Here is a 20,285-nt window from a genome sequence, read left to right on the forward strand (position 1 = left end):
AGCAAACCCCGCCGGAATCAGATTCAGGCGGGGTATTCGTTGCTTATTCAAACAACAAAGAATTTTTATTGACTTTCAATAAGAAAGCGATTACAATTCAAAATGTGATGAATTCAATCATTTCATTTACATTCATTTGTCCAAAATGAGCAGTAATGTCATAGCTACGATGACAACAACCAAAATGGCGCCTGTCCAAATGATGGCTTTCTTATTGACTTCCTCTTTGGCTCTACGATTGACTGCTGTTGGTTTGCGTTTGGACATAGGAATCACCCTTTACTTAGAATTAAATGATATGATCTATCATATCACAAGTATGGCCGAACATAGAATATAGTAGGCACAAGGAAATTTTTGAAACATGTATTGACGTCTATGTCATTGTGTTGTAAGATTTAGTCACATGAGGGAACAAAAGCAATTGAATATGTTAGTTTTGATAACATGTTACCGTAAGGGCATTAGTTATTAGAAGAATGCAAGTCTTCTTCTATAACTATGCCCTTTTATTTTTTTCAACTGCTGAAAGCTGAAAGGGGTTGGTAGCACAAACGACGGAAGCTTAGTAAACCGGGAAATCGCTACTCCAAATAACAAAACAGATTAAAAAAGGGAGAAGATGAACACATGAATATGAAAAAATGGTCAACAATGGGTTTGGCTGCATCGATGGTACTTGTAGCAGCAGGCTGCGGTAAAACCGCTGCTCCGGCAGAAACAACAAAACCAGCTGCAACAACGGCACCTACAGCCGCAGCGACAACAGCAAGCGCTGCACCTACAGCAGCAGCTGCGAAAAAATTAACAGGTGATTTTGAAATCCAATACTTTGTTGGTGGATATGGCGACAAATGGTGGAAGAAAGTTATTGCTGATTTCCAAGCAGCAAATCCAGATTTGAAAATTAAAGAAAGTGCGGGACCAAAAATCAACGAACAAATGAAACCCCGTTGGATCGCTGGTACTCCACCTGATTTCGTATATATCGACGGACCTGAGCTATTCGATCGCCAAATGGTGACAGATGGTCAACTGGAAGATTTGACAGAATGGATCAAAGACGCGAAAAACGTTGACGGCGATAAAATTATGGATTTGCTTGCTCAAAAACCACAAGAGTTTGACGGCAAAATCTATAACGTTCCTTTCGTCATGAGCTCATGGGGTATTTTCTACGATAAAGCTCTATTTAAAGAAAAAGCTTGGGCAGAGCCGAAAGACTTTGAAGAATTCCTGGCTGTAAGCGAAAAAATTAAAGGCGCAGGCATTAATCCTTTTATTCACACGGGTAAATACCCTTACTACATCAATGGCGCTGTACTATTCCCAGCCATCGTATCGGCGAATAACAATGACTACAAATTGCTGCAAGATATGTCCACAAACAATCTTGAAGCTTGGAAAAACCCTGCGATCATCAAAGGTCTGAACAAAATCGTTCAATTACGCGATAAAGGATTCATCGATAAAGCATCCGTTCAAATCAATCACACGGATTCCCAATCCTTGTTCCTGCAGCACAAAGACGCTTTCATCCCGAATGGTCTATGGCTGCCAAACGAAATGGCGAAAGACGTTCCTGCTTCCTTCGACTTCGGATTCATCCCTTCCATCACGCAAGATAAAGGTGGAAAAGTTGTAGCGAACACGTCCACAGCGACATTTGCTATCGCGAAAAAAGCGAAAAACAAAGATGCTGCAAAAGCATTCATGCAGTTCGTATTCTCTAAAACGCAAGCGTCCCAATGGGCAGAGCTGAGCGGTGCTCCTTCTAACGTTAAAGGTGATATCTCTTCCTCCAAAGCACCTAACTTCGTGAAAGACGCTGCCAAATTCTTGTCCTCACCTGACACCGTGGTAGTACCTACAGTTTCCTTCGCAGCAGATGTGGATAAAGCCATGCAAGATGCGAGTGTTGCTTTGACAATCGGAACAATTACACCTGAAGAGTGGGTAAAACGTGTTACGGATGTCGTAGCTAAGCAGAAGAAATAGGAACTGAATAAGGTAGTGCGGAGAACAAATAAGGCTAAGTGCCCTAGGCGTTCTCCGCCATTTTAATGATAGGACGGTGAGGATAGAATGAAGGCCAAGTCAAAAGTGTGGAAACGGAATATGTTCATCGCTTCATTCATCATTCCGACTTTTTTGTTCTTCTGTGTGTTTACAATCTACCCTGTCATACAGGCCTTGCAGAAGTCATTCTACGATTGGTCAGGAATGTCGGAAAACAGTACGTTCATCGGTTTAGACAATTTCAAAGAGATATTTAAAGACCCCATTATTCTTAGAGCCATTGGCAATGATTATTTCTTAGTCGTTGGAAAAGTGATTGGCATTATGATTCTGGCAACGTTTTTCGCTGTTGCTTTGACGCGCTTCAGAGTGAAAGGCTCTGGATTTTTCCGGGCAATCTTTTTTATCCCTAATGTCATCTCGGTCGTTGTTATCGGTGTTCTCTGGAACTTCATCTACAATCCGCAAATTGGATTCCTGAATGCTTTCTTGTCCCTTTTTACAGGTGAGAAGGTGGATATTACTTGGTTAGGCTTTCCACAGCATACGATTTGGATGTTACTGCCGCCTACAATCTGGGCTGGGATCGGTTTCTATATGATCTTGATGATTGCTGCAATCGTGAATATTCCTGCTTCCTATTATGAAGCAGCTAATATAGATGGAGCCGGTCAATGGTCGCAATTCCGCAACATTACGATGCCGCTCATCTGGGAGCAAATTAAAGTTTCGGTTGTTAACATTGTTATTACGACGCTCAATGGTTCCTTCGTCATTGTTCAGCTAATGACGAACGGCGGACAGCCTGATAATACAACCCAAGTGATGGGATCTTACCTGTATCGGATGGCTTTTCAACAATATCATTTCGGTTATGGAGCGGCCATCGGTGTTATGATTCTAATCGTCTCACTGATCACAACCCTTATCCTGCAGCGTATTATGCGCCAAGAAGCAATCGAAATGCATTAAGGTCATCTTAGAAAAGAAAGATTCCGAAGGAGGGGGAACCATCTATGGAGATCAAAAATCCGTTAGCCAAATCGTTTGTCTGGATCATTCTTCTAATCTGGAGTGTTGCCGTCCTGTATCCTTTGTTATGGACGCTGCTTGATGCACTCAAAAATAATGAGCAATTTTTCCTGAATGCCCCTTGGGCGCTGCCCAAAATCCCGCTGTTATGGTCCAACTTCTCCTATGTCTGGAGTAAATATAACTTTAGCACTTATTTCCTTAACTCCATTGTTGTTACAGTAGGAAGTACCTTGCTTGGGATGATTCTTGCGGCGATGACCGCGTATATCTTAGCTAGGTACGATTTTAAAGGAAATAAAATCATCTTTACGATTTATATCTCCTCAATGATGATTCCTTTCGCATTGGCTTTGATTCCACTGTTCTTCTTGCTTAATGATTTGCAATTGATCAATACGTGGCTCGGGTTGATTCTTGTCTATGCGGCGCTTAACCTGCCATTTGGCATCTTCTTGCTGGTTGGATTTTACAAATCGCTGCCAAAAGAAATTGAAGAAGCCGCTATTATTGATGGAACATCCCATTACGGCACATTCTTCCGAGTCATGCTGCCGCTGTCGCAGCCAGGACTGATTACGGTTATGATTACGAATATGCTCAATAACTGGAACGAGTATTTCTTAGGGGTTGTTTTGACCAACGAACCAACGAAGTACACGCTTCCCATCGGCCTTGCCGTTATGCAAGCGGAAATGCAGTATCGTGTGGAGTGGGGGCCGTTGTTCGCAGGACTACTGATTACAACGCTTCCAACCCTGATTGTGTATATCATCTTCCAACGCCAAATCGCAAGTGGAATTACGGCTGGAGCGGTGAAATAACAGCAAACTGTTGCATAGAAAAAACACCTTATCCTAGAGGATTTTATCCTTTCGGGAGGGTGTTCTTTCTACTATAATTGGGATAGGAAAGAGCAAACAAGAAACGGCCAAACTTGTGGGCTTAATAGGTGAGACATAATGAGAGCGATGTATCTTTTGCAGAAAATGGGACGTTCCTTAATGATTCCGATTGCGGTGCTGCCGGCGGCATCCATTCTTTTACGTATAGGCAAAATGACGTTCAGTGATCCATTTCTTATGCAGGTGGCTCATATTTTTGAGTCAGGCGGAAGCGCGATTTTTGATAATTTGCCATTAATTTTTGCGATCGGTATTGCCATCGGATTGACGTCCGGAGATGGTGTCGCTGCCTTGGCGGCTACGGTTGGGTATCTCGTGTTTAATAATGTTTTGCAGCTTTTTCATACAGGGACGGACTCGGCTGAGCGCTTGGATATGGGGGTACTAGGAGGGATGCTTGTTGGCGTCCTGTCCGCCTCTCTCTTTAATCGCTTCCAGCATATACAGCTGCCTAAAGCTTTAGGTTTTTTTGGCGGGAAGCGTTTTGTTCCGCTGCTAACAGCGTTGGTGATGGTTTTTCTAGGGCTGGTGATGGGCTCCATCTGGCCTCCGGTGCAAAGAGCGATTAGCGTATTCGGATTATGGATTGTTGATAATGGGAATGTCGGCGTGCTCATCTATGGCATTATGAATCGGCTGCTGATTCCTACAGGCTTGCATCACATCATTAACAATATCGCCTGGTTTCAAATAGGGGATTACAGTACGGCAACGGGTAAAATCGTACATGGCGACATCTCCAGATTTTTCGCAGGCGATCCAGAAGCGGGTATGTTCATGACCGGGTTTTATCCCGTGATTATGTTCGGACTTCCGGCAGCAGCCTTAGCTTTAATCAAAAGTTCACCAAAGGTCAATAAACCATTGGTTGTTCCAGTTTTGCTAAGCGCCGGTTTGACGAGCTTTTTAACAGGTGTAACAGAGCCGATTGAGTTTGCGTTTATGTTCGTTGCTCCTGGCTTATACGTCATCCATGCCTGCTTAACGGGCATTTCCATGCTGCTTATGAACGTGCTTCAAGTAAAAATGGGATTTGGTTTTTCAGCAGGATTTATCGATTTTTTACTTAATTGGCACATCTCTACGAACCCATATCTCATTCTCATTGTTGGAATTGGATATTTCATTCTCTATTATGCAACGTTCCGGGTGTATCTGCATGTCTTTCCGATGAAAGCTTCTGTTCGTGATGAAACGGCTGAAATAGAAACGGTGGATGCAAGTCCTCCTATTGAGACGAAAGAAGATCGTCCGAGCCGCATTTTAAGACATATTGGTGGATCTTCAAACATCATTTCGATTGACGCATGCATCACGCGATTACGCTTGCTTGTTAATGAAGAGAAACTTGTGATGGATAATGAACTCAAGGATCTCGGTGCAATAGGGGTTATCAGGCTTGGAAAAGGGAATGTTCACGTTGTATTCGGCACGGAATCTGAGCAGATTCGCGAGAGTATTAAACCGATGCTTCACACACATAAAGACAAATCAGGACAAGCCTAAATATCCCCCACAAAGTGACGTATGCCTTCGAAGTCTATGCCATTTACTTTGCGGGGATCCCGAAATAAAGATTAGGAGGCGTCTTATGATTGAACGGACGATCATTCATGTACTCTCACACAATGTGGTGATGGCGCATTTGACATCAGGGAAAAATTCGATAGCTTTTGGTAAGGGGATCGGCTTTAAAAAGACGCCAGGCATGCCAATTGATGAAACGGAAATTACGCAAGAATTTCTGCTGCATACATCAGAAGTGCTTAAGAACTATGAACAAATTCTCAATGCGGTAGATGTGAAAATTATTGGGATCACCGAAGAGGTGATCGCCTATGCGCAGAGCATGCTGGAAGGCGATTTCTCGGAGACGATTCATGCTTCATTAGTAGACCATATCAATTTTGCGGTTGAGCGGCAGAAACGAGGCATTTTCATCACAAATCCCTTTGCCTATGAAATTGGTTATATGTACCCGGAGGAGTATAAAGTAGCCAAGAAGTCAGTCGAATTCCTCAACGATCATCTTGATGTCAAATTACCAGAGGATGAGGTTGCCTTTTTGACGATGCACTTTAATAGTGCACGCAAAAAGGAGCAGGCCTCGGATTCCTTGGCGGTAGTCAGAATCGTATCGAAAACAATCGAATCGGCCAAAGAGTTAGGTTTTAATTTCGACGATTCCTTCTCTACATTGCGGTTCATCAGCCATTTGAAGGGTGTCATTGAACGGGTCAAGCAAAAAAAGACGCTTCAAAATATGCTGTTGGATAAAATCAAAGAAGAATACGGGGACACCTATGTGAAAGCAAAAGTGCTCTCACTTATGCTCAGCGATGCGCTTCAATTGGAAGTGCCGGATGACGAGACTGGTTATCTTACGATGCACTTGGAACGACTACTTATGCGCTCAGAAGTATAGCGTTTGGCTAGTGAAATCTATTTCCTTGCAACCTTCGTGGAGCAGGGATTTTTTGTTTGAAAAAATGACTTTAAGCCTTACTTCGGATTGCATAATTGGGCATTGTCAGCTAAACTGACTGTTAGAGTCATTAGAGAACGGAGTGCATAGGACATGCTGTATAAGAAGTTAGCAAAACCGATTTTGTTTCGAATGGACCCTGAGAAGGCGCATCATCTGACCATTGACGGTCTAAGTGCGGTAACTCGTTTCCCAGGCGGAGCGCAATTACTTAAATCGATGTACGGAGTGCAGAACTCGCCTCTCATGAACCAGCGAATATGGGGACTTGAGTTCGCCAACCCGGTTGGCTTAGCCGCAGGATTAGACAAGAATGCAAAAGCGGTGAAAGGTTTCTCTCAGTTAGGGTTTGGATTCATGGAGGTTGGTACGATCACTCCCAAGCCGCAATCAGGCAATGAGCTGCCGCGGTTATTTCGTTTACCTGAAGACAGAGCGCTTATCAATCGGATGGGCTTCAATAATGTAGGGACGGACGAGATGGCGCACAACCTGCAAAAGACAGGCAAGCGTGAGATCCCTGTAGCGATCAACATAGGCAAAAACAAAACGACTCCAAATGAGCAGGCCGAAGAGGATTATCGGGCTTGTATCCGGGAGTTATATACATATGGCGACTTCTTTGTCGTCAATATTAGCTCACCAAATACGCCGGATTTGCGTAATTTACAACATGGGAATGATTTGAAGCGATTGCTTGATGCGGTTACGGCCGAGATGCAGCTTCAACAGCAAAAGAATGGCCATGCAGGTAAGCCAGTTCTTGTAAAAATAGCGCCGGATCTCACGGATGATGAGTTGGAATTAACCGTGCACGCGATTAAGGACAGCGGTGTATCTGGCATCATCGCGACGAACACAACGCTGAGCAGAGCAGGACTCGTCCATGCGAATCGTTCGCAAGCAGGCGGGCTCAGTGGAAGTCCGCTCACAGCGCGATCCACTGACGTCATTCGACGCGTCTATCAATTGACCGAAGGCAAGCTTCCGATCATTGGGGCAGGCGGGATATTTACGGCTAAGGACGCTTATGACAAGATTCGTGCTGGCGCCAGCTTAGTTGAAGTTTATACAGGATTAATCTATGAAGGTCCAGGCATTCTTACGAGTATTAATCAAGGACTTCAAGATTTACTTAAAAAAGATGGATATACTCATATTTCCCAGGCAATCGGTGCAGATCACAACTGACTTCATTCGGAATGGAGGAAAAATCAATGGATGGACGAGACTGGAAGAAATTTCTCCTGCCTTACGAACAAGCGGTAGAAGAGTTGAAAGTAAAATTTAAAACGCTGCGCGGCGAACTCAAAAGCAGGGAAGAATATGCCCCCATTGAATTCGTAACAGGCCGCGTTAAGAAAATATCAAGCATGTTGGAAAAAGCGAATCGATTGAACGTACCGATGGATCAATTAGAATCGGGCATTGAGGATATTGCTGGTATCCGGATAATGTGTCAGTTCGTTGAGGACATCGAGCGTCTGGCGGAACTCATTCGAAGTAGGCAGGATATGACGATTGTCTATGAGAAGGATTATATTACCAATAAGAAGCCAAGCGGATATCGAAGCTTTCATATCATTATTGAATATCCGGTACAAACGGCTTTAGGCATGAAGCGAATATTGGCCGAGGTGCAAATTCGAACACTTGCCATGAACTTCTGGGCTACGATTGAACATTCCTTGAATTATAAATATAAAGAGCAATTACCAGCTGATGTTAGGGCTCGTCTAAGCAAGGCGGCAGAGGCTGCCTATCTGTTAGATCAGGAAATGTCCAGCATTCGTGGGGAAATCGTCGAATCGCAGAAAATGTTTGAGGATAACTCGAATTTAGTTAATAAAGTACTCAGCAACATTCAGGAGCTTTATTTCTATCATAGATTTCGGGAAGCAGCGCAATTTCAGCTAAGATTCAACGAGATTTGGGAAACGGAAGACGGTTTAAGCGACTTATCTTCCGATCTTGAGATCGCAATCGCCCGAGCGAAAAAAGGAGATCAGAACTGATCTATGGCTGCTTACGATCGATTATATGTTGCTTACTTATATTATTTTAATGAGCTGCGCGATTATTTTGAATGTCATGAAGTGATGGAGGAGCTCTGGCTGGAAGAAGGCCGGAGCCCTCTATATCAAGGTCTACTGCAGATTGCAGTGGGCCTTTATCATCATGCGAATGGAAACGTAAGCGGTTCCATCAAGCTTTTTAGCGCAGGATTAGATAAGTTAGCGCCATACCCGGTGGATTCCCTTGGCATCGATTTAGGAAGATTGATTAACGAGAGCACGACCTATGTGACGAAACTGCACCGGATTAAAGAAGAACCATTCGCTCCGTACGACCTAACCATTCATCTCATAGACCCGGAACTAAGTGATCTTCTGGATGACATGAAGCTGCATCCACCCCAGCATGAGGAGGAGGAAGGCCATGATTGAGGTTCGCAAGCTGAGCAAATGGTATCAAGTTCACGAGCGTGAGCCAGGTTTCATTGCATCATTCAAAAGCTTGTTCCACCGTAAATTCCGCACGGTTAAAGCCGTAGATGATGTGTCCTTTTTCATCCCCGAAGGAGAAATCGTTGCCTTTCTTGGCCCGAATGGGGCTGGCAAAACAACAACGATGAAAGTCCTCACTGGACTGCTGCATCCTTCAGATGGTGAAGTGAATGTAGGCGGTTTCGTTCCATTTCAGCATAAAAAAGAATTCAAGAAGCAGATTTCTCTGGTCATGGGGCAGAAAAGCCAATTAATCTGGGATCTTCCCGCTGCAGAAACATTTCTCGTCAATAAAGTGATCTACGAAATACCTGATCAGGATTACGAGGAGACATTGGGTGACTTGGTACAGCTCCTGCAGCTGGAGGAAGTCATCCGCAAGCCAGTCAGGCAGCTCTCACTTGGAGAGCGAATGAAATGTGAGCTAGCTGCTGCGCTTCTGCATCGGCCAAGAATCGTGTTCCTCGATGAGCCGACGATTGGGCTTGATGTGAATATGCAGGAAGTCATGCGCCGGTTCATCCAGGATTACAGCCGCAAATATAAAGCAACCATTCTGCTCACTAGTCATTACATGGCTGATGTTACAGCATTATGTGAGCGTGTGCTTGTCATCGGCAAAGGGCGTCTGCTTTATGATGGGGCGATTAATCAGCTGATAGACAAGTACGCGCCTAACAAGCGTATTCGTCTTCAATTGGCCAAGCGTGCGCACGAGCGCGAGCTGGAGGATGTTATCCATGGAATGGGAACCATAGTCCACTATGCGTTTCCAGATCTCGATGTGGATGTACCCAGAGAGCAAGTTTCTGAGCTTTCGGCAAGGCTTCTATCCAAGCTGAATGTGCTGGATTTGACGATCGAAGATCCATCCATGGAATCGGTGATTGCCCAAGCTTTTGAGGCGAGGACCGAAGGGGGAAGCGCGGGAGCATGAGGGGATTAGCTTTATTTTGGCAAAAATATCGCGTCTTGCTTCGGGTGGAGTGGGCGGTTATGTTTGCATACCGCAGTGAGTCGCTGATCTGGATGGTTGGCGCTTTTATACAACCACTTGTCTCTATGGCCGTGTGGCTGTCTATTTCCAACAATCAAGCTATTGGCGGATATGATGCTCATGATTATATGGTGTATTTTCTTGGTGTTCTGCTGGTTGATCGTTTAACGAGTACCTGGGATGTATGGGAGCTAGACGCAAGTATTCAGGATGGATCGTTGTCTTCCAAGCTAGTTCGTCCTTTACACCCGGTTCATTGGAGCATCTCCCAAAACCTTGTGTACAAACTTTTTTTTGCGTTGCTCTTAATTCCTGCTTGGGCGATTGCCGCAGCATTGTTCCCTATGTTAAGGCTGACTATTTCCTTGGAAATAATTTTTCTTTTTTTATGCGCTATCGCGGTCTCTTCAGCCATCCGTTTTCTGATCGGTTTTGAATTTGGCTTGCTGGCCTTCTGGACGAATCGAGCTACGGCGATTTACAGCCTTTACGAGGGGTTCCATCTCTTTCTTGCTGGTCGAATAGCGCCCCTAAGCATGTTTCCTTCTTGGGTTGAAGACGTGGCTGCTTGGTTGCCTTTTTATGGTACAGTTGGTTTTCCTGTAGAGCTCCTAGTTGGTAAAATCGATCCAGGTTCGCCCGCAATCCTTCGGAATTTCGCGATTCAACTTGCTTGGCTCATCATTCTATTCGTAACATTCCGATTGCTGTGGAGAAAAGGTATTAAGAAATATGGCGCTGTTGGCGGATGAGAATGGAGGGGAGCCTTCGATGAAATATATTCGGTTATTTCGCGAATTTATGCGTGCGTGCTTGGTGGAGGAGTTCGAGTATCGCGCTAATTTTGCAGCGAATATGCTGTCGACGGTGTTTTGGCTGGTGATGGCGATCCTGACCGTGCAGTTATATTTTTATCGGACACAGGAGATTGGTGGTTGGGATTTCTATGAAGTGCTTGTCCTGCTGGGTATTTTCAATGCGGTGCATGGGTTTATTGAATTTATCTTACAGCCCAATATGTCTCGTCTAGTTAATCATATTCGCAAAGGAACATTGGATTTTGTATTGACGAAGCCCGTAGACAGCCAGTTTTATATTAGCTTCAGGCATCTTGTCTTCTGGCGCTTATCTGACGTGGTGCTTGGATTTGGCTTAGTTGCTTATGCACTCTGGCAGCTCCACGCTGTACCTAGCTTCGTCGAGCTCCTACAGTTTGCTATTGTGTTTCTGGCGTCTCTAGTCGTCGTTTATTCGCTTTGGATGGGGATGATGATGTTTTCCTTCTGGGCTGTAAAAGTCGATAATTTATCCTACTTATTCGGCTCATTTTTTGAAACGGCAAGGTTTCCGGTTTCTGTCTACAAAGGTTTTTTACGGTTTACGTTAACGTATATCTTCCCGATTGCTTTTATTACAACCTTTCCTGCTTCAGCACTTATTGGACGTATTAGTAGCTGGCAGGTCGCCTCAAGTGTAGGGATTGCCGTCATTTGTCTGACTTTGACACGCATCTTATGGAAGTTTGCGTTGCGGCATTATACAAGTGCAAGCAGTTGAAATTGTATAGGAATAAAGAGGACTTCTCCCCTTACGGTGGCAGAGGTCCTTTTTGTTTGGCCTCGGATTCGCCATACATAATTATGAGAGTCGAAGGGAAAACTTCCCACTAGATGAATTGATTTCAAATAGAGCTTGGTGGTGGCGATAATTAAAAATTCTTGGACCAAGACGCTACATCAACTATTCAACCATACAAGAACTCCAAGCACGCACTCCGAAGAGCAGGATGACCCTCTTGCGCATATAAGTCTTCTAAGCGATAGTTTATTGAATATCGAACAAGTCAAAGCGACTTTTGGAAACAGTGACGATCTCAAGACAGGTGAAATGTACCTGGAACTGGAGACTAACTACAAAATTGGCTTCGCCTTCCTTGAGCAGATGGTGGACAGAAACCTATTCCAGGATATTATGAATGGTTTGACTGCAAAATCGTCTGAACTCATGGAAGCCATGGAAACAGGGTTCTATGAACTGCCTGACTTAATGAAAAATATTCTTCAGACCTTAGGGGAAGTAAGAACGATCAAGGACTATCAAGAGGTATGCTATCGGATTTTGTCCGGAGAAACTGTGGTTTTTATCGATAGTTATACACAGGTGTTATCTGTGAATACGGCGGCTGAAGAACAGCGCTCGGTAGAGGAGCCGATGACGCAGTCCGTTGTGAGGGGCCCTCGCGATGGTTTTACGGAGTCGATAGGCACGAACATTTCACTTATTCGCAAGCGTATCAAAAGTCCGAATTTGTGGCTGGAGAGCATGACAATAGGCAGAGTTACCCAAACAACGGTTTCGATGATGTATATAAACGGGATTGTGAATGACAAAATTGTAGATGAAGTACGGCAGCGGCTTGAGCGAATTGATATTGACGGCATTCTTGAAAGTGGCAATATCGAGGAACTTATCCAAGACGAGACGTTCACGCCTTTCCCGACCGTATACAATACGGAGAGGCCTGATGTGATTGCATCTGGCTTGCTAGAGGGCCGCGTAGCCATTCTGGTGGATGGAACCCCCTTTGTGCTCGAAGCACCTGTCATCTTCACGCAGTTTTTTCAATCTTCGGAGGACTATTATCAACGAGCTGAATTTGCAACACTGATCCGCATATTGCGATATATGTGTTTTTTCATCTCTTTGATGGCGCCTTCCTTCTATATTGCGATGACGACCTTTCACCAAGAACTCGTACCCAGCTCACTATTATTTAACCTTGCAGCGCAGCGGGAAGGTATCCCTTTTCCTGCTTTTGTCGAAGCCTTATTAATGGAAGTGACGTTTGAGATTCTACGTGAAGCTGGCGTGCGACTTCCTAAGACGGTGGGACAAGCAGTTTCTATCGTAGGTGCGTTGGTTATTGGGCAGGGTGCTGTGGATGCAGGGCTCGTTTCACCAGCTATGGTCATTGTTGTTGCAATTACAGCAATTGCTAACTTTGTTATTCCAGCATTTAGTATGGGGATTCCTATACGCATCATCCGGTTTATTTTAATGGTATTTGCAGCTACATTCGGTCTATTCGGGATTACCGTTGGTTTAATCGCGATGGTTCAGCATCTATGTTCGCTTCGTTCATTCGGAGTGCCGTACATGTCTCCGATGGCTCCGTTCGTAATGGCTGATCAGAAGGATACTATTCTCAGATTGCCGCAATGGAGCTTATTCTCCAGACCTCGATTTATTAGTCAAAAGAACAATATTCGTGAAAATAATGCCCCGACAACTAAACCAAAACGCAAATAAAGGGGGAAAAGCCAATGAGAAGGTTAGGTCGTATACTGTGTACACTAAGCTTACTTGGCCTTGTACTCTCAGGGTGTTGGGATCGGCATGAATTGAATGATTTGGCCATTACAGTTGGTGTGGGATTTGATAAAAGCGGAGATGAATACTTAGTTACTGCGCAAATCGTAAATCCCAATGAGGTAGCTTCGAAAAAAGGGGCAGGCTACAGTACGCCTATCACAACCCTTTCAGCGACGGGGATTTCAACATTGGAAGCGGCAAGGAAATTAACGACTTCTGCTCCTCGTAAATTGTTTGCTTCCCATTTGCGGATTATCGTGATCGGTGAGGAGCTTGCGCGTGAAGGGGTTGCCAAGGTCTTGGATGGCATCACCAGAGATCATGAAATCCGATCTGATTTCTATATCATCGTTGCCAGAGGTACGACAGCCGCTAAAGTACTACAAATATTAACGCCGATTGAGAGGATTCCTGCTAATAAAATGTTCAAGACGTTAGAGACGTCAGAGAAAGCGTGGGCACCAACGGTCAGCGTGCGTATCGATCAGTTCATAACAAAGCTTAGTGAACCGACGACTGAATCCGTATTAACAGGAATTCGCATTGAAGGTGATGCAAAGAAAGGAAGCTCGAAGTCATCCCTTGCGGAGACAGAACCAATTACGAACTTGCAGTACACGGGGCTCGCACTTTTTAAAGAGGATAAATTGGTTGATTGGTTAAATGAGGAAGAAAGTAAAGGGTATAACTATATCATTGGAAACGTCAAAAGCACGATGGGGCATTTGAGATGTCCAAAAGGCGGAACGATAACGGTAGAAATTGTCCGTGCTAATTCCAAGATCAAAGGAGCAGTGAAAAATGGGAAGCCTGAAATCAACATCCATGTCATGTTAGAAGATAATATAAGTGAAGTTCAGTGTGATATTGATTTGCTAGACCCGGATACGATCCTTGAACTTGAGAAAATTGCGGCCAATTCCCTGAAAAAAGTTATGTATGATTCCATTAAAAAAGCAAAAGAGAATAAAGCGGATATTTTCGGTTTCGGTGAGGCTATTGAGGATGTAGCTCCAAAAGCATGGAAAAAGCTGGAGCCGGATTGGCCAAATGAATTCGCAGAGCTGCAAGTAAATATCTCCACAGACTTACACATCCGGCGCCTAGGTACAACGAATAACTCCATCATTATGCGCCCCGAAGAGGAGAGATGAGATGGGGGTTATCCTTTCAGTTTTGATCATTGCGACTCTCGCGGGGCTGCTTGAACTCCCGCAGCTGCTACGCAAACAGCTAATTGTCGAAAGCTGGGTATTTTCTTCGCTCTTATTCATAGGATCTGTGCTTTGCATTCTGCATTTTGAGAGGGTGAAGCTTCCGAATCCACTGGATTGGATTACGTATATCTATCGACCAATCAGTCAATTTGTTTTTGGCATTCTAAAATAGAGGTGATTCACATGATTGAGAAGGGTAGGATAGGCGTTCATCAGTTTACGATATTGACTGTTCTATTTACGATTGGCAGCGCTATCCTCATCGCTCCTTCGGGACTTGCCTATGATGCCAAACAGGATGCTTGGATTGCCGCTATTCTAGGACTTCTAGTAGGCCTGCTGCTCGTTCTCTTATACCTTGCTATTGGTCAACGTTTTCCTCAGAAAACACTGGCTGAATACTGCGAGGAGTTAATGGGGAAATGGATTGGAAAAGCCATTAGTTTGCTTTATTTCTGCTTTTTCTTCATTTTAGCTGCGCTGGTGCTTCGTAATTTAGGCGATTTCATTTCAACCCAAGTCCTTGTGGATACACCACTGCAATTTACACATATTTTCTTTTTGGCGATCGTCATCTTGGGCATTCGAAACGGGCTAGAAACCTTCACACGCACATCGGAAATATTCCTGCCATGGGTGCTGCTCTTTTTTTTCCTCATGTTCATTCTGCTGCCAACGCAAATGAAAACAACCAACATACTTCCAATACTCGGGTATGGCTTCAAACCTGTGGTACGTGCATCCCTTCCATTGATTGGAACCCCTTATTTGGAGCTTGTTGTCTTGTTAACGATTCTGCCTTTCGTAAATCAAACGCAAAAACTGGGAAAAGCTTTTCTTACTGGGGTTTCCATCGGAGGCAGCTTAATTGTTATCATTTCGCTTTTATCAATTCTTGTGTTGGGGGATGATTTGACTTCGGTTCAAATGTATCCTAGCTTCTCATTGGCCAGAAGAATTTCTATTGGCAGCTTCCTTGAACGACTTGAGGTTGTCATGGCGGGGATTTGGTTTATCACCATTTACTTTAAGCTAACGTTATGCCTGTATGCGTCTGCTGTGACCCTAGGCGCGATTTTTAAACTGAGTGAAATCCGGCAGTTATATCTTCCCTTGGGCATGAGCTTAGTTGTACTTTCGGTCATCGCGTACCCGAATTCCGCCTATTTCATTCAGTTTGCATCTAAAATATGGCTTTTTTACTCGGGAACCTTCGGGCTCATCATCCCTTTATTGCTCTTAGGTCTAGCTATCTTTCGAAAAAAAACCGGAAGCCATTGAAAAAAAAGCAGCGGAATCCGCTGCTTTTGTCGTACATATTAGCCTTTATATTTCTGGAAAAAAGCTTTAAACATTTCGGGCGTATTACCACCAGTAGCGCCAGCTTCAGGAACACCGCCAACAATGCGATCAACTTCCTTGCCATCTTTGTAGTAGATGAGAGTCGGCGTAGAGTCAACTTTGTACTTCTCCCAACCGTCTTTGAATTCTTCCAAATTGAATTGTTTGACATCAATGCCAAGCTCTTTTTCAATAGGAACAAGAACAGGAGTCGTGATTTTACAGTGCGGGCAAGTGGATGCGTAGTAGTACTGGAAAAAAGTTTCTTTGTTTTTCAACCTTTGATCGAGATCTTTAGGTAGAATTAGATTCTGGTAGTTCGGATCGTTCAATTGTTTCACAGTTTCCGGATTCAGCTTGGATGCCGCTACACCGTAAGGATTACCAGCGTTGGCTTGATCCGATGATTTGGTAGACTGCTGATTAACGAAATATAAACCCCCGAATAAAATAACGACAATGCCTAGATAAATAAGCAGCTTCTTCATTTCATGCACCTCATCTTGTGTTGTATACTAACTACTAAATTCGATAAAAAGTATAGCATATCCTGTGCATATTTTGAAAATAATTGGCTGTTTCGTGACAGTTCAGCTATAATAGCGGAGATAAAAGAGGAAAGAGAAGATGTCAGATGACCAAACAACTACCTCCCTTATTTAGGGATAAAATGATTGATTTATTAGGGGAAGAGGAATTTGAGCTCTTTCTGGCCTCTTACGACCAGCCGAGATCATTTGGTTTGAGGGTGAATACAGGTAAAATCACGAAAGCGGATTTTTTGGATAAAAGTCCGTTCGCGTTGGAACCCGTGCCGTGGGCGTCGGAAGGATTTTACTATGAAGAAGGAGAACGTCCTGGCAAGCATCCGTATTATCATACAGGACTTTATTATATTCAAGAACCAAGCGCTATGGCGCCAGTGGAGCTGCTTCAGGTGCAGCCTGGCGAAAAAGTGCTCGATTTGTGCGCAGCTCCCGGCGGGAAATCTACTCAAATTGCAGCCAAACTGCAGGGCGAGGGAGTTCTTGTTGTGAATGACAACCACTCGGACCGGGTGAAGGCGCTAGTTAAAAATTTAGAGCTTTTTGGCGTTCGAAATGCGGTCGTTTTGAATGAGCGGCCAGAGCGGATGCTGAATGTGTTTCAAGGTTATTTCGATAAAATATTAATTGATGCGCCTTGTTCGGGCGAAGGGATGTTCCGCAAGGAAGAAGATATGATGCAGCAATGGGAGCGTCATACGGTACAGGAATTTGCCGACATGCAGAGGGAATTACTTGGACAAGCAGCGCAAATGTTAGCGCCAGGCGGTACAATCGTGTATTCTACCTGCACGTTTTCTCCAGAGGAGAATGAGGCGCAGATTGCGGAATTTTTGGACAATCATCCAACGTTTGATGTAGTACCGGTTGAGCATTTCGACCATGGACAGCCGAATTGGCTTCGTGAACCTTGGTGTGAGGAGCATTACTCGGATCGCGCTCGCGAAGCGGTTGCTGGGACTGCGCGGCTTTGGCCTCATCGTTTGCGTGGTGAGGGGCATTATGTGGCTGTGCTGCGGTGTGGTGATGAGGGTGTTGGTGCGGATGTTGGAGAGATTGTCAGGGTGGATGCTGGTGGTAAAGCGAAGGCGGACGCTGGAGTGATAGCGATGTCGGATGCTGGAGTGAGAGCGATGTCGGATGCTGGAGTGAGAGCGATGTCGGATGCTGGAGTGATAGTGAAGGCAGATGCAGGAGTAAGAGCGATGGCGGATGCTGGAGTGATAGTGAAGGCAGATGCAGGAGTAAGAGCGATGGCGGATGCTGGAATGAGAGCGAAGACCAATGCTGGAGTGATAGCGAAGGCAGATGCAGGAGCGAAGGCAAGGACGGACGCAGGAGCGGGGCGCAGCGGACGTGATGCGCTGCGTGGGAAGGGCCGCGCGGGGACGGAGTCCCGCGTGAGCTTGGAGCCGCTTCAGGCGTTCGAAGACGAGCTGCTGCGCAGCGAGCCTTTCGCCGCTTTGCGGCTCGTCTGTTACGGCGAGCACGCGTATGCGTCGCCGGTGGGTTTGCCTGAGCTGCACGGACTGAAAGTCGTGCGGCCTGGCTGGTACATCGGCGCGCTGCACCGCGGCCGATTCGAGCCGTCCCATGCGCTAGCCATGGGACTGCGCATGCGCGAAGCCAAGCGAGTGCTGAGCTTGGCTTCGCGCGACGAGCGAGCCCTTCGGTACCTGAAGGGCGAGACGCTCGAAGTCGCGGAGAGCGAGATTATCCGCGATCCGGAAGTGACCAAGGCAGCCAAAGGCTACTGCCTTGTCTGCATTGACGACCATCCTGTCGGCTGGGGCAAATGGCTGGACGGGATGCTGAAGAACGAATACCCGCCTGGCTGGAGGTGGACCTAAGCGGTCATGAAACAAACACAACGGCTCGATAAAATACTCGCCCACGTGGGCATTGGCTCGCGCTCTGAACTCAAGCGCCTTGCGAAAGAAGGCGCAATATATGTGAACGGCGCGAAGGTCAAAGACAGCGGGATGCAAGTCAATCCCGATAAGGACACCATTATGGTAAACGGGGAAACTGTTCGCTACAGGGAGTTCGTTTACCTGATGATGAATAAACCGCAAGGCGTGGTTTCTGCAACTGAGGATAATCGTGATCGCACCGTGGTGGATCTTTTGGATGCGGCCTATGCGCCATTCGAAGTTTTCCCGGTGGGCCGGTTAGACAAGGATACCGAAGGTTTTCTTTTGCTTACCAATGATGGGAAGCTGTCGCACAACCTGCTTTCTCCTCGTAAGCATGTCCCTAAGACTTATTTTGCTAAGGTTGAGTGGGAAGTTACCGAGAAAGATATTGAGGCATTTTCGCAAGGAGTGACCTTGGATGATGGGTATGAGACGCTCCCGGGTATCTTGAAAATTCTTAGTGTCGGCAACGAAGCTGGTGGAGTGGTTTCCGAGATTGAATTAACGATCATGGAAGGTAAGTTTCATCAGGTGAAACGGATGTTTCAAGCAGTAGGTAAAAAAGTTGCCTACCTTAAGCGCATTTCCATGGGCCCGCTTGCCTTGGATTCAAGCCTAGCATTAGGTGAAGTGAGAGAGTTGACGGATGAGGAGCTTACAGCTCTGAGAAATGCCCACGACATTCAAAATTAGACATTTACAAAAATACTAGTATATGGTATTTTTGGAGTAATACAAACGTTTTGTGCGGAAGAACCGCCCATGTCATCGTTGAGTTTTGTGCATCGCGATGGTAGGGTGGTTTTTTATGTTTTTTTTGTTGTTGTATACCAAATATGTTAGTTGTTAGAAATGAAAGAGAGGTTCATTATGAAAAAAAGATTCTCTATATTGGGTATTACAGTGCTTTGTGCAGTATCCATAGGACTCAATGTCATGGATTCCTCGGCTCAGAGTCCATCTCGTTTCAATGACATTTTACAGCATTGGGCGGAATCGTCTATTCTAGCTGCTGTTCAAAAGAAGTACGTTGACGGTTACGAAGATGGTACTTTTAAACCTGATACCCCAATAAGCCGTGCTGAATTTATCAAAATGGTAGCGTTGGCAACAGGTGAGAAGGTTAACAAAGTCAATGGGGATGGTTGGTTTCAGCCCTACGTAGATCGTTTGAAAGAGCAGGGAATAATCCCTGATGAGTTTCCAGAGAGGTATAACGAACCGCTGCAAAGATATGAGATGTCAATTTTGAGTGTGCGAAGTGTTGATAAAACTTTGAAAGGATCTATGGTTGATTCTACTAGAATGGGACTAATTCATGGCGTAAGTAGAACTGATCTGGACGTTTATGGAACGAGTTCGCGTGCTCAGGCGATTACGGTTATTGAGCGGATTCTGGCTGCCAAGAATGGAGAGAAACTGCAGGTTGATAAGTATGCGGCGAGTGCGGCTGAGATTGCTGAAACTGGGAGTAATGTTGGGACTATGTTGGGGTTAAAAGCAAGGGAAGTAGGGACTGAATGGCCATATGGCACTGGTGTGACTGTGAAGTTGAACCAATTAATCATTGCTGATCCATCTGATCCTGATGATCCATATATGAATTTGATTAAGATGAGTACATTTGATAACGAGTTAGATAAGACAGAAAATGTTGTTGTTCTTGCTAACTTTACTGTAAAAGTTGAGGTTGCAGGAGTAAACAATGGTGAGCTACATCCTTATCAATTACTTACTTTGCTTGATCAAACTGATCAAATGTTACTAGCTGAGCAGCAATTGAAGCGTTGGATTCGGTTTGATGAACCACAAATTCAAACAGGCTTTGTCGCTTTTTCCAGGCTGAGAAGTAGCACCATTAATGGATTTACATTCGACATTTTAGGAAAGAAAGTCCCTATGGCGACGATGTGAGGGGTGGAGAAACTGCGAATTTATTTGCATTGCTC

Annotated in this window: 20 protein-coding genes; 18 read left to right on the plus strand and 2 right to left on the minus strand. The window is 44.9% G+C overall.

The window, feature by feature from the left end; all coding sequences use genetic code 11:
- Positions 1-132 precede the first annotated feature (132 nt).
- Entirely contained in the window at positions 133-267 is a 135-nt protein-coding gene (locus GQF01_RS36685; protein ID WP_268894379.1) for a hypothetical protein, read from the minus strand.
- 363 nt (positions 268-630) lie between these two features.
- Between GQF01_RS36685 and GQF01_RS24340 the strand changes: the two genes are divergently transcribed.
- The 15 genes from GQF01_RS24340 (at position 631) to GQF01_RS24410 (ending at position 15,815) form a co-directional block, all read left to right on the plus strand.
- Positions 631-1,998 carry an ABC transporter substrate-binding protein gene (locus GQF01_RS24340; protein WP_161409329.1) on the plus strand — a complete coding sequence of 456 codons (1,368 nt, stop codon included), beginning with the start codon at positions 631-633 and terminating at the stop codon, positions 1,996-1,998.
- Between the two features lie 87 nt (positions 1,999-2,085).
- On the plus strand, positions 2,086-2,991 hold the full coding sequence (locus GQF01_RS24345; RefSeq protein WP_161409331.1) for a carbohydrate ABC transporter permease: 906 nt from the start codon (positions 2,086-2,088) through the stop codon (positions 2,989-2,991).
- A gap of 44 nt (positions 2,992-3,035) precedes the next feature.
- Complete coding sequence (locus tag GQF01_RS24350; protein WP_161409333.1) at positions 3,036-3,875, plus strand: carbohydrate ABC transporter permease; 840 nt, start codon at positions 3,036-3,038, stop codon at positions 3,873-3,875.
- 138 nt (positions 3,876-4,013) lie between these two features.
- Positions 4,014-5,462, plus strand: coding sequence for a PTS transporter subunit EIIC (locus GQF01_RS24355; RefSeq protein WP_235960206.1), 1,449 nt, complete (start codon positions 4,014-4,016; stop codon positions 5,460-5,462).
- Positions 5,463-5,547: 85 nt separating this feature from the next.
- Positions 5,548-6,381 carry a PRD domain-containing protein gene (locus GQF01_RS24360; RefSeq protein ID WP_161409335.1) on the plus strand — a complete coding sequence of 278 codons (834 nt, stop codon included), beginning with the start codon at positions 5,548-5,550 and terminating at the stop codon, positions 6,379-6,381.
- Between the two features lie 153 nt (positions 6,382-6,534).
- Positions 6,535-7,632, plus strand: a complete 1,098-nt coding sequence (locus GQF01_RS24365; protein WP_161409337.1) for a quinone-dependent dihydroorotate dehydrogenase — start codon at positions 6,535-6,537, stop codon at positions 7,630-7,632.
- 26 nt (positions 7,633-7,658) lie between these two features.
- Complete coding sequence (locus tag GQF01_RS24370; RefSeq protein ID WP_161409339.1) at positions 7,659-8,456, plus strand: GTP pyrophosphokinase; 798 nt, start codon at positions 7,659-7,661, stop codon at positions 8,454-8,456.
- Between the two features lie 3 nt (positions 8,457-8,459).
- Positions 8,460-8,888, plus strand: a complete 429-nt coding sequence (locus tag GQF01_RS24375; RefSeq protein ID WP_161409341.1) for a DUF309 domain-containing protein — start codon at positions 8,460-8,462, stop codon at positions 8,886-8,888.
- Positions 8,881-9,885, plus strand: coding sequence for an ABC transporter ATP-binding protein (locus GQF01_RS24380; RefSeq protein ID WP_161409343.1), 1,005 nt, complete (start codon positions 8,881-8,883; stop codon positions 9,883-9,885). The genes GQF01_RS24375 and GQF01_RS24380 overlap by 8 nt, the downstream gene beginning before the upstream one ends.
- Complete coding sequence (locus GQF01_RS24385) at positions 9,882-10,697, plus strand: ABC transporter permease (RefSeq protein WP_161409346.1); 816 nt, start codon at positions 9,882-9,884, stop codon at positions 10,695-10,697. The genes GQF01_RS24380 and GQF01_RS24385 overlap by 4 nt, the downstream gene beginning before the upstream one ends.
- Positions 10,698-10,716: 19 nt before the next feature.
- Entirely contained in the window at positions 10,717-11,502 is a 786-nt protein-coding gene (locus GQF01_RS24390; RefSeq protein ID WP_161409347.1) for an ABC transporter permease, read from the plus strand.
- Positions 11,503-11,643: 141 nt separating this feature from the next.
- The gene (locus tag GQF01_RS24395; protein WP_328803520.1) at positions 11,644-13,254 is read left to right on the plus strand and encodes a spore germination protein; all 1,611 of its coding nucleotides are present in this window, start codon (positions 11,644-11,646) and stop codon (positions 13,252-13,254) included.
- Between the two features lie 14 nt (positions 13,255-13,268).
- The gene (locus GQF01_RS24400) at positions 13,269-14,471 is read left to right on the plus strand and encodes a Ger(x)C family spore germination protein (RefSeq protein ID WP_161409349.1); all 1,203 of its coding nucleotides are present in this window, start codon (positions 13,269-13,271) and stop codon (positions 14,469-14,471) included.
- A gap of 1 nt (position 14,472) precedes the next feature.
- Positions 14,473-14,706, plus strand: coding sequence for a hypothetical protein (locus GQF01_RS24405; protein WP_161409351.1), 234 nt, complete (start codon positions 14,473-14,475; stop codon positions 14,704-14,706).
- 11 nt (positions 14,707-14,717) lie between these two features.
- Positions 14,718-15,815 (plus strand): GerAB/ArcD/ProY family transporter, encoded by a 1,098-nt coding sequence (locus tag GQF01_RS24410; protein WP_161409352.1) that lies wholly within the window; start codon positions 14,718-14,720, stop codon positions 15,813-15,815.
- Between the two features lie 38 nt (positions 15,816-15,853).
- Here GQF01_RS24410 and GQF01_RS24415 read toward each other — a convergent pair whose 3' ends face one another.
- The gene (locus GQF01_RS24415; RefSeq protein ID WP_127454514.1) at positions 15,854-16,363 is read right to left on the minus strand and encodes a thioredoxin family protein; all 510 of its coding nucleotides are present in this window, start codon (positions 16,361-16,363) and stop codon (positions 15,854-15,856) included.
- A 146-nt stretch (positions 16,364-16,509) separates the two neighbouring features.
- On the opposite strand from GQF01_RS24415, the gene GQF01_RS24420 reads away from it, so the two are divergent.
- The 3 genes from GQF01_RS24420 (at position 16,510) to GQF01_RS24430 (ending at position 20,250) form a co-directional block, all read left to right on the plus strand.
- Positions 16,510-18,270, plus strand: coding sequence for an RsmF rRNA methyltransferase first C-terminal domain-containing protein (locus GQF01_RS24420; protein ID WP_161409354.1), 1,761 nt, complete (start codon positions 16,510-16,512; stop codon positions 18,268-18,270).
- 6 nt (positions 18,271-18,276) lie between these two features.
- Positions 18,277-19,029: a pseudouridine synthase gene (locus GQF01_RS24425; protein ID WP_161409356.1), complete on the plus strand. Its 753-nt coding sequence runs from the start codon at positions 18,277-18,279 to the stop codon at positions 19,027-19,029.
- A gap of 177 nt (positions 19,030-19,206) precedes the next feature.
- Positions 19,207-20,250, plus strand: a complete 1,044-nt coding sequence (locus GQF01_RS24430; RefSeq protein WP_161409359.1) for an S-layer homology domain-containing protein — start codon at positions 19,207-19,209, stop codon at positions 20,248-20,250.
- The last annotated feature ends 35 nt before the right edge of the window (positions 20,251-20,285 follow it).

This window comes from Paenibacillus silvestris (assembly GCF_009882985.1).
GTDB classification, from domain to species: Bacteria; Bacillota; Bacilli; order Paenibacillales; family NBRC-103111; genus Paenibacillus_E; species Paenibacillus_E silvestris.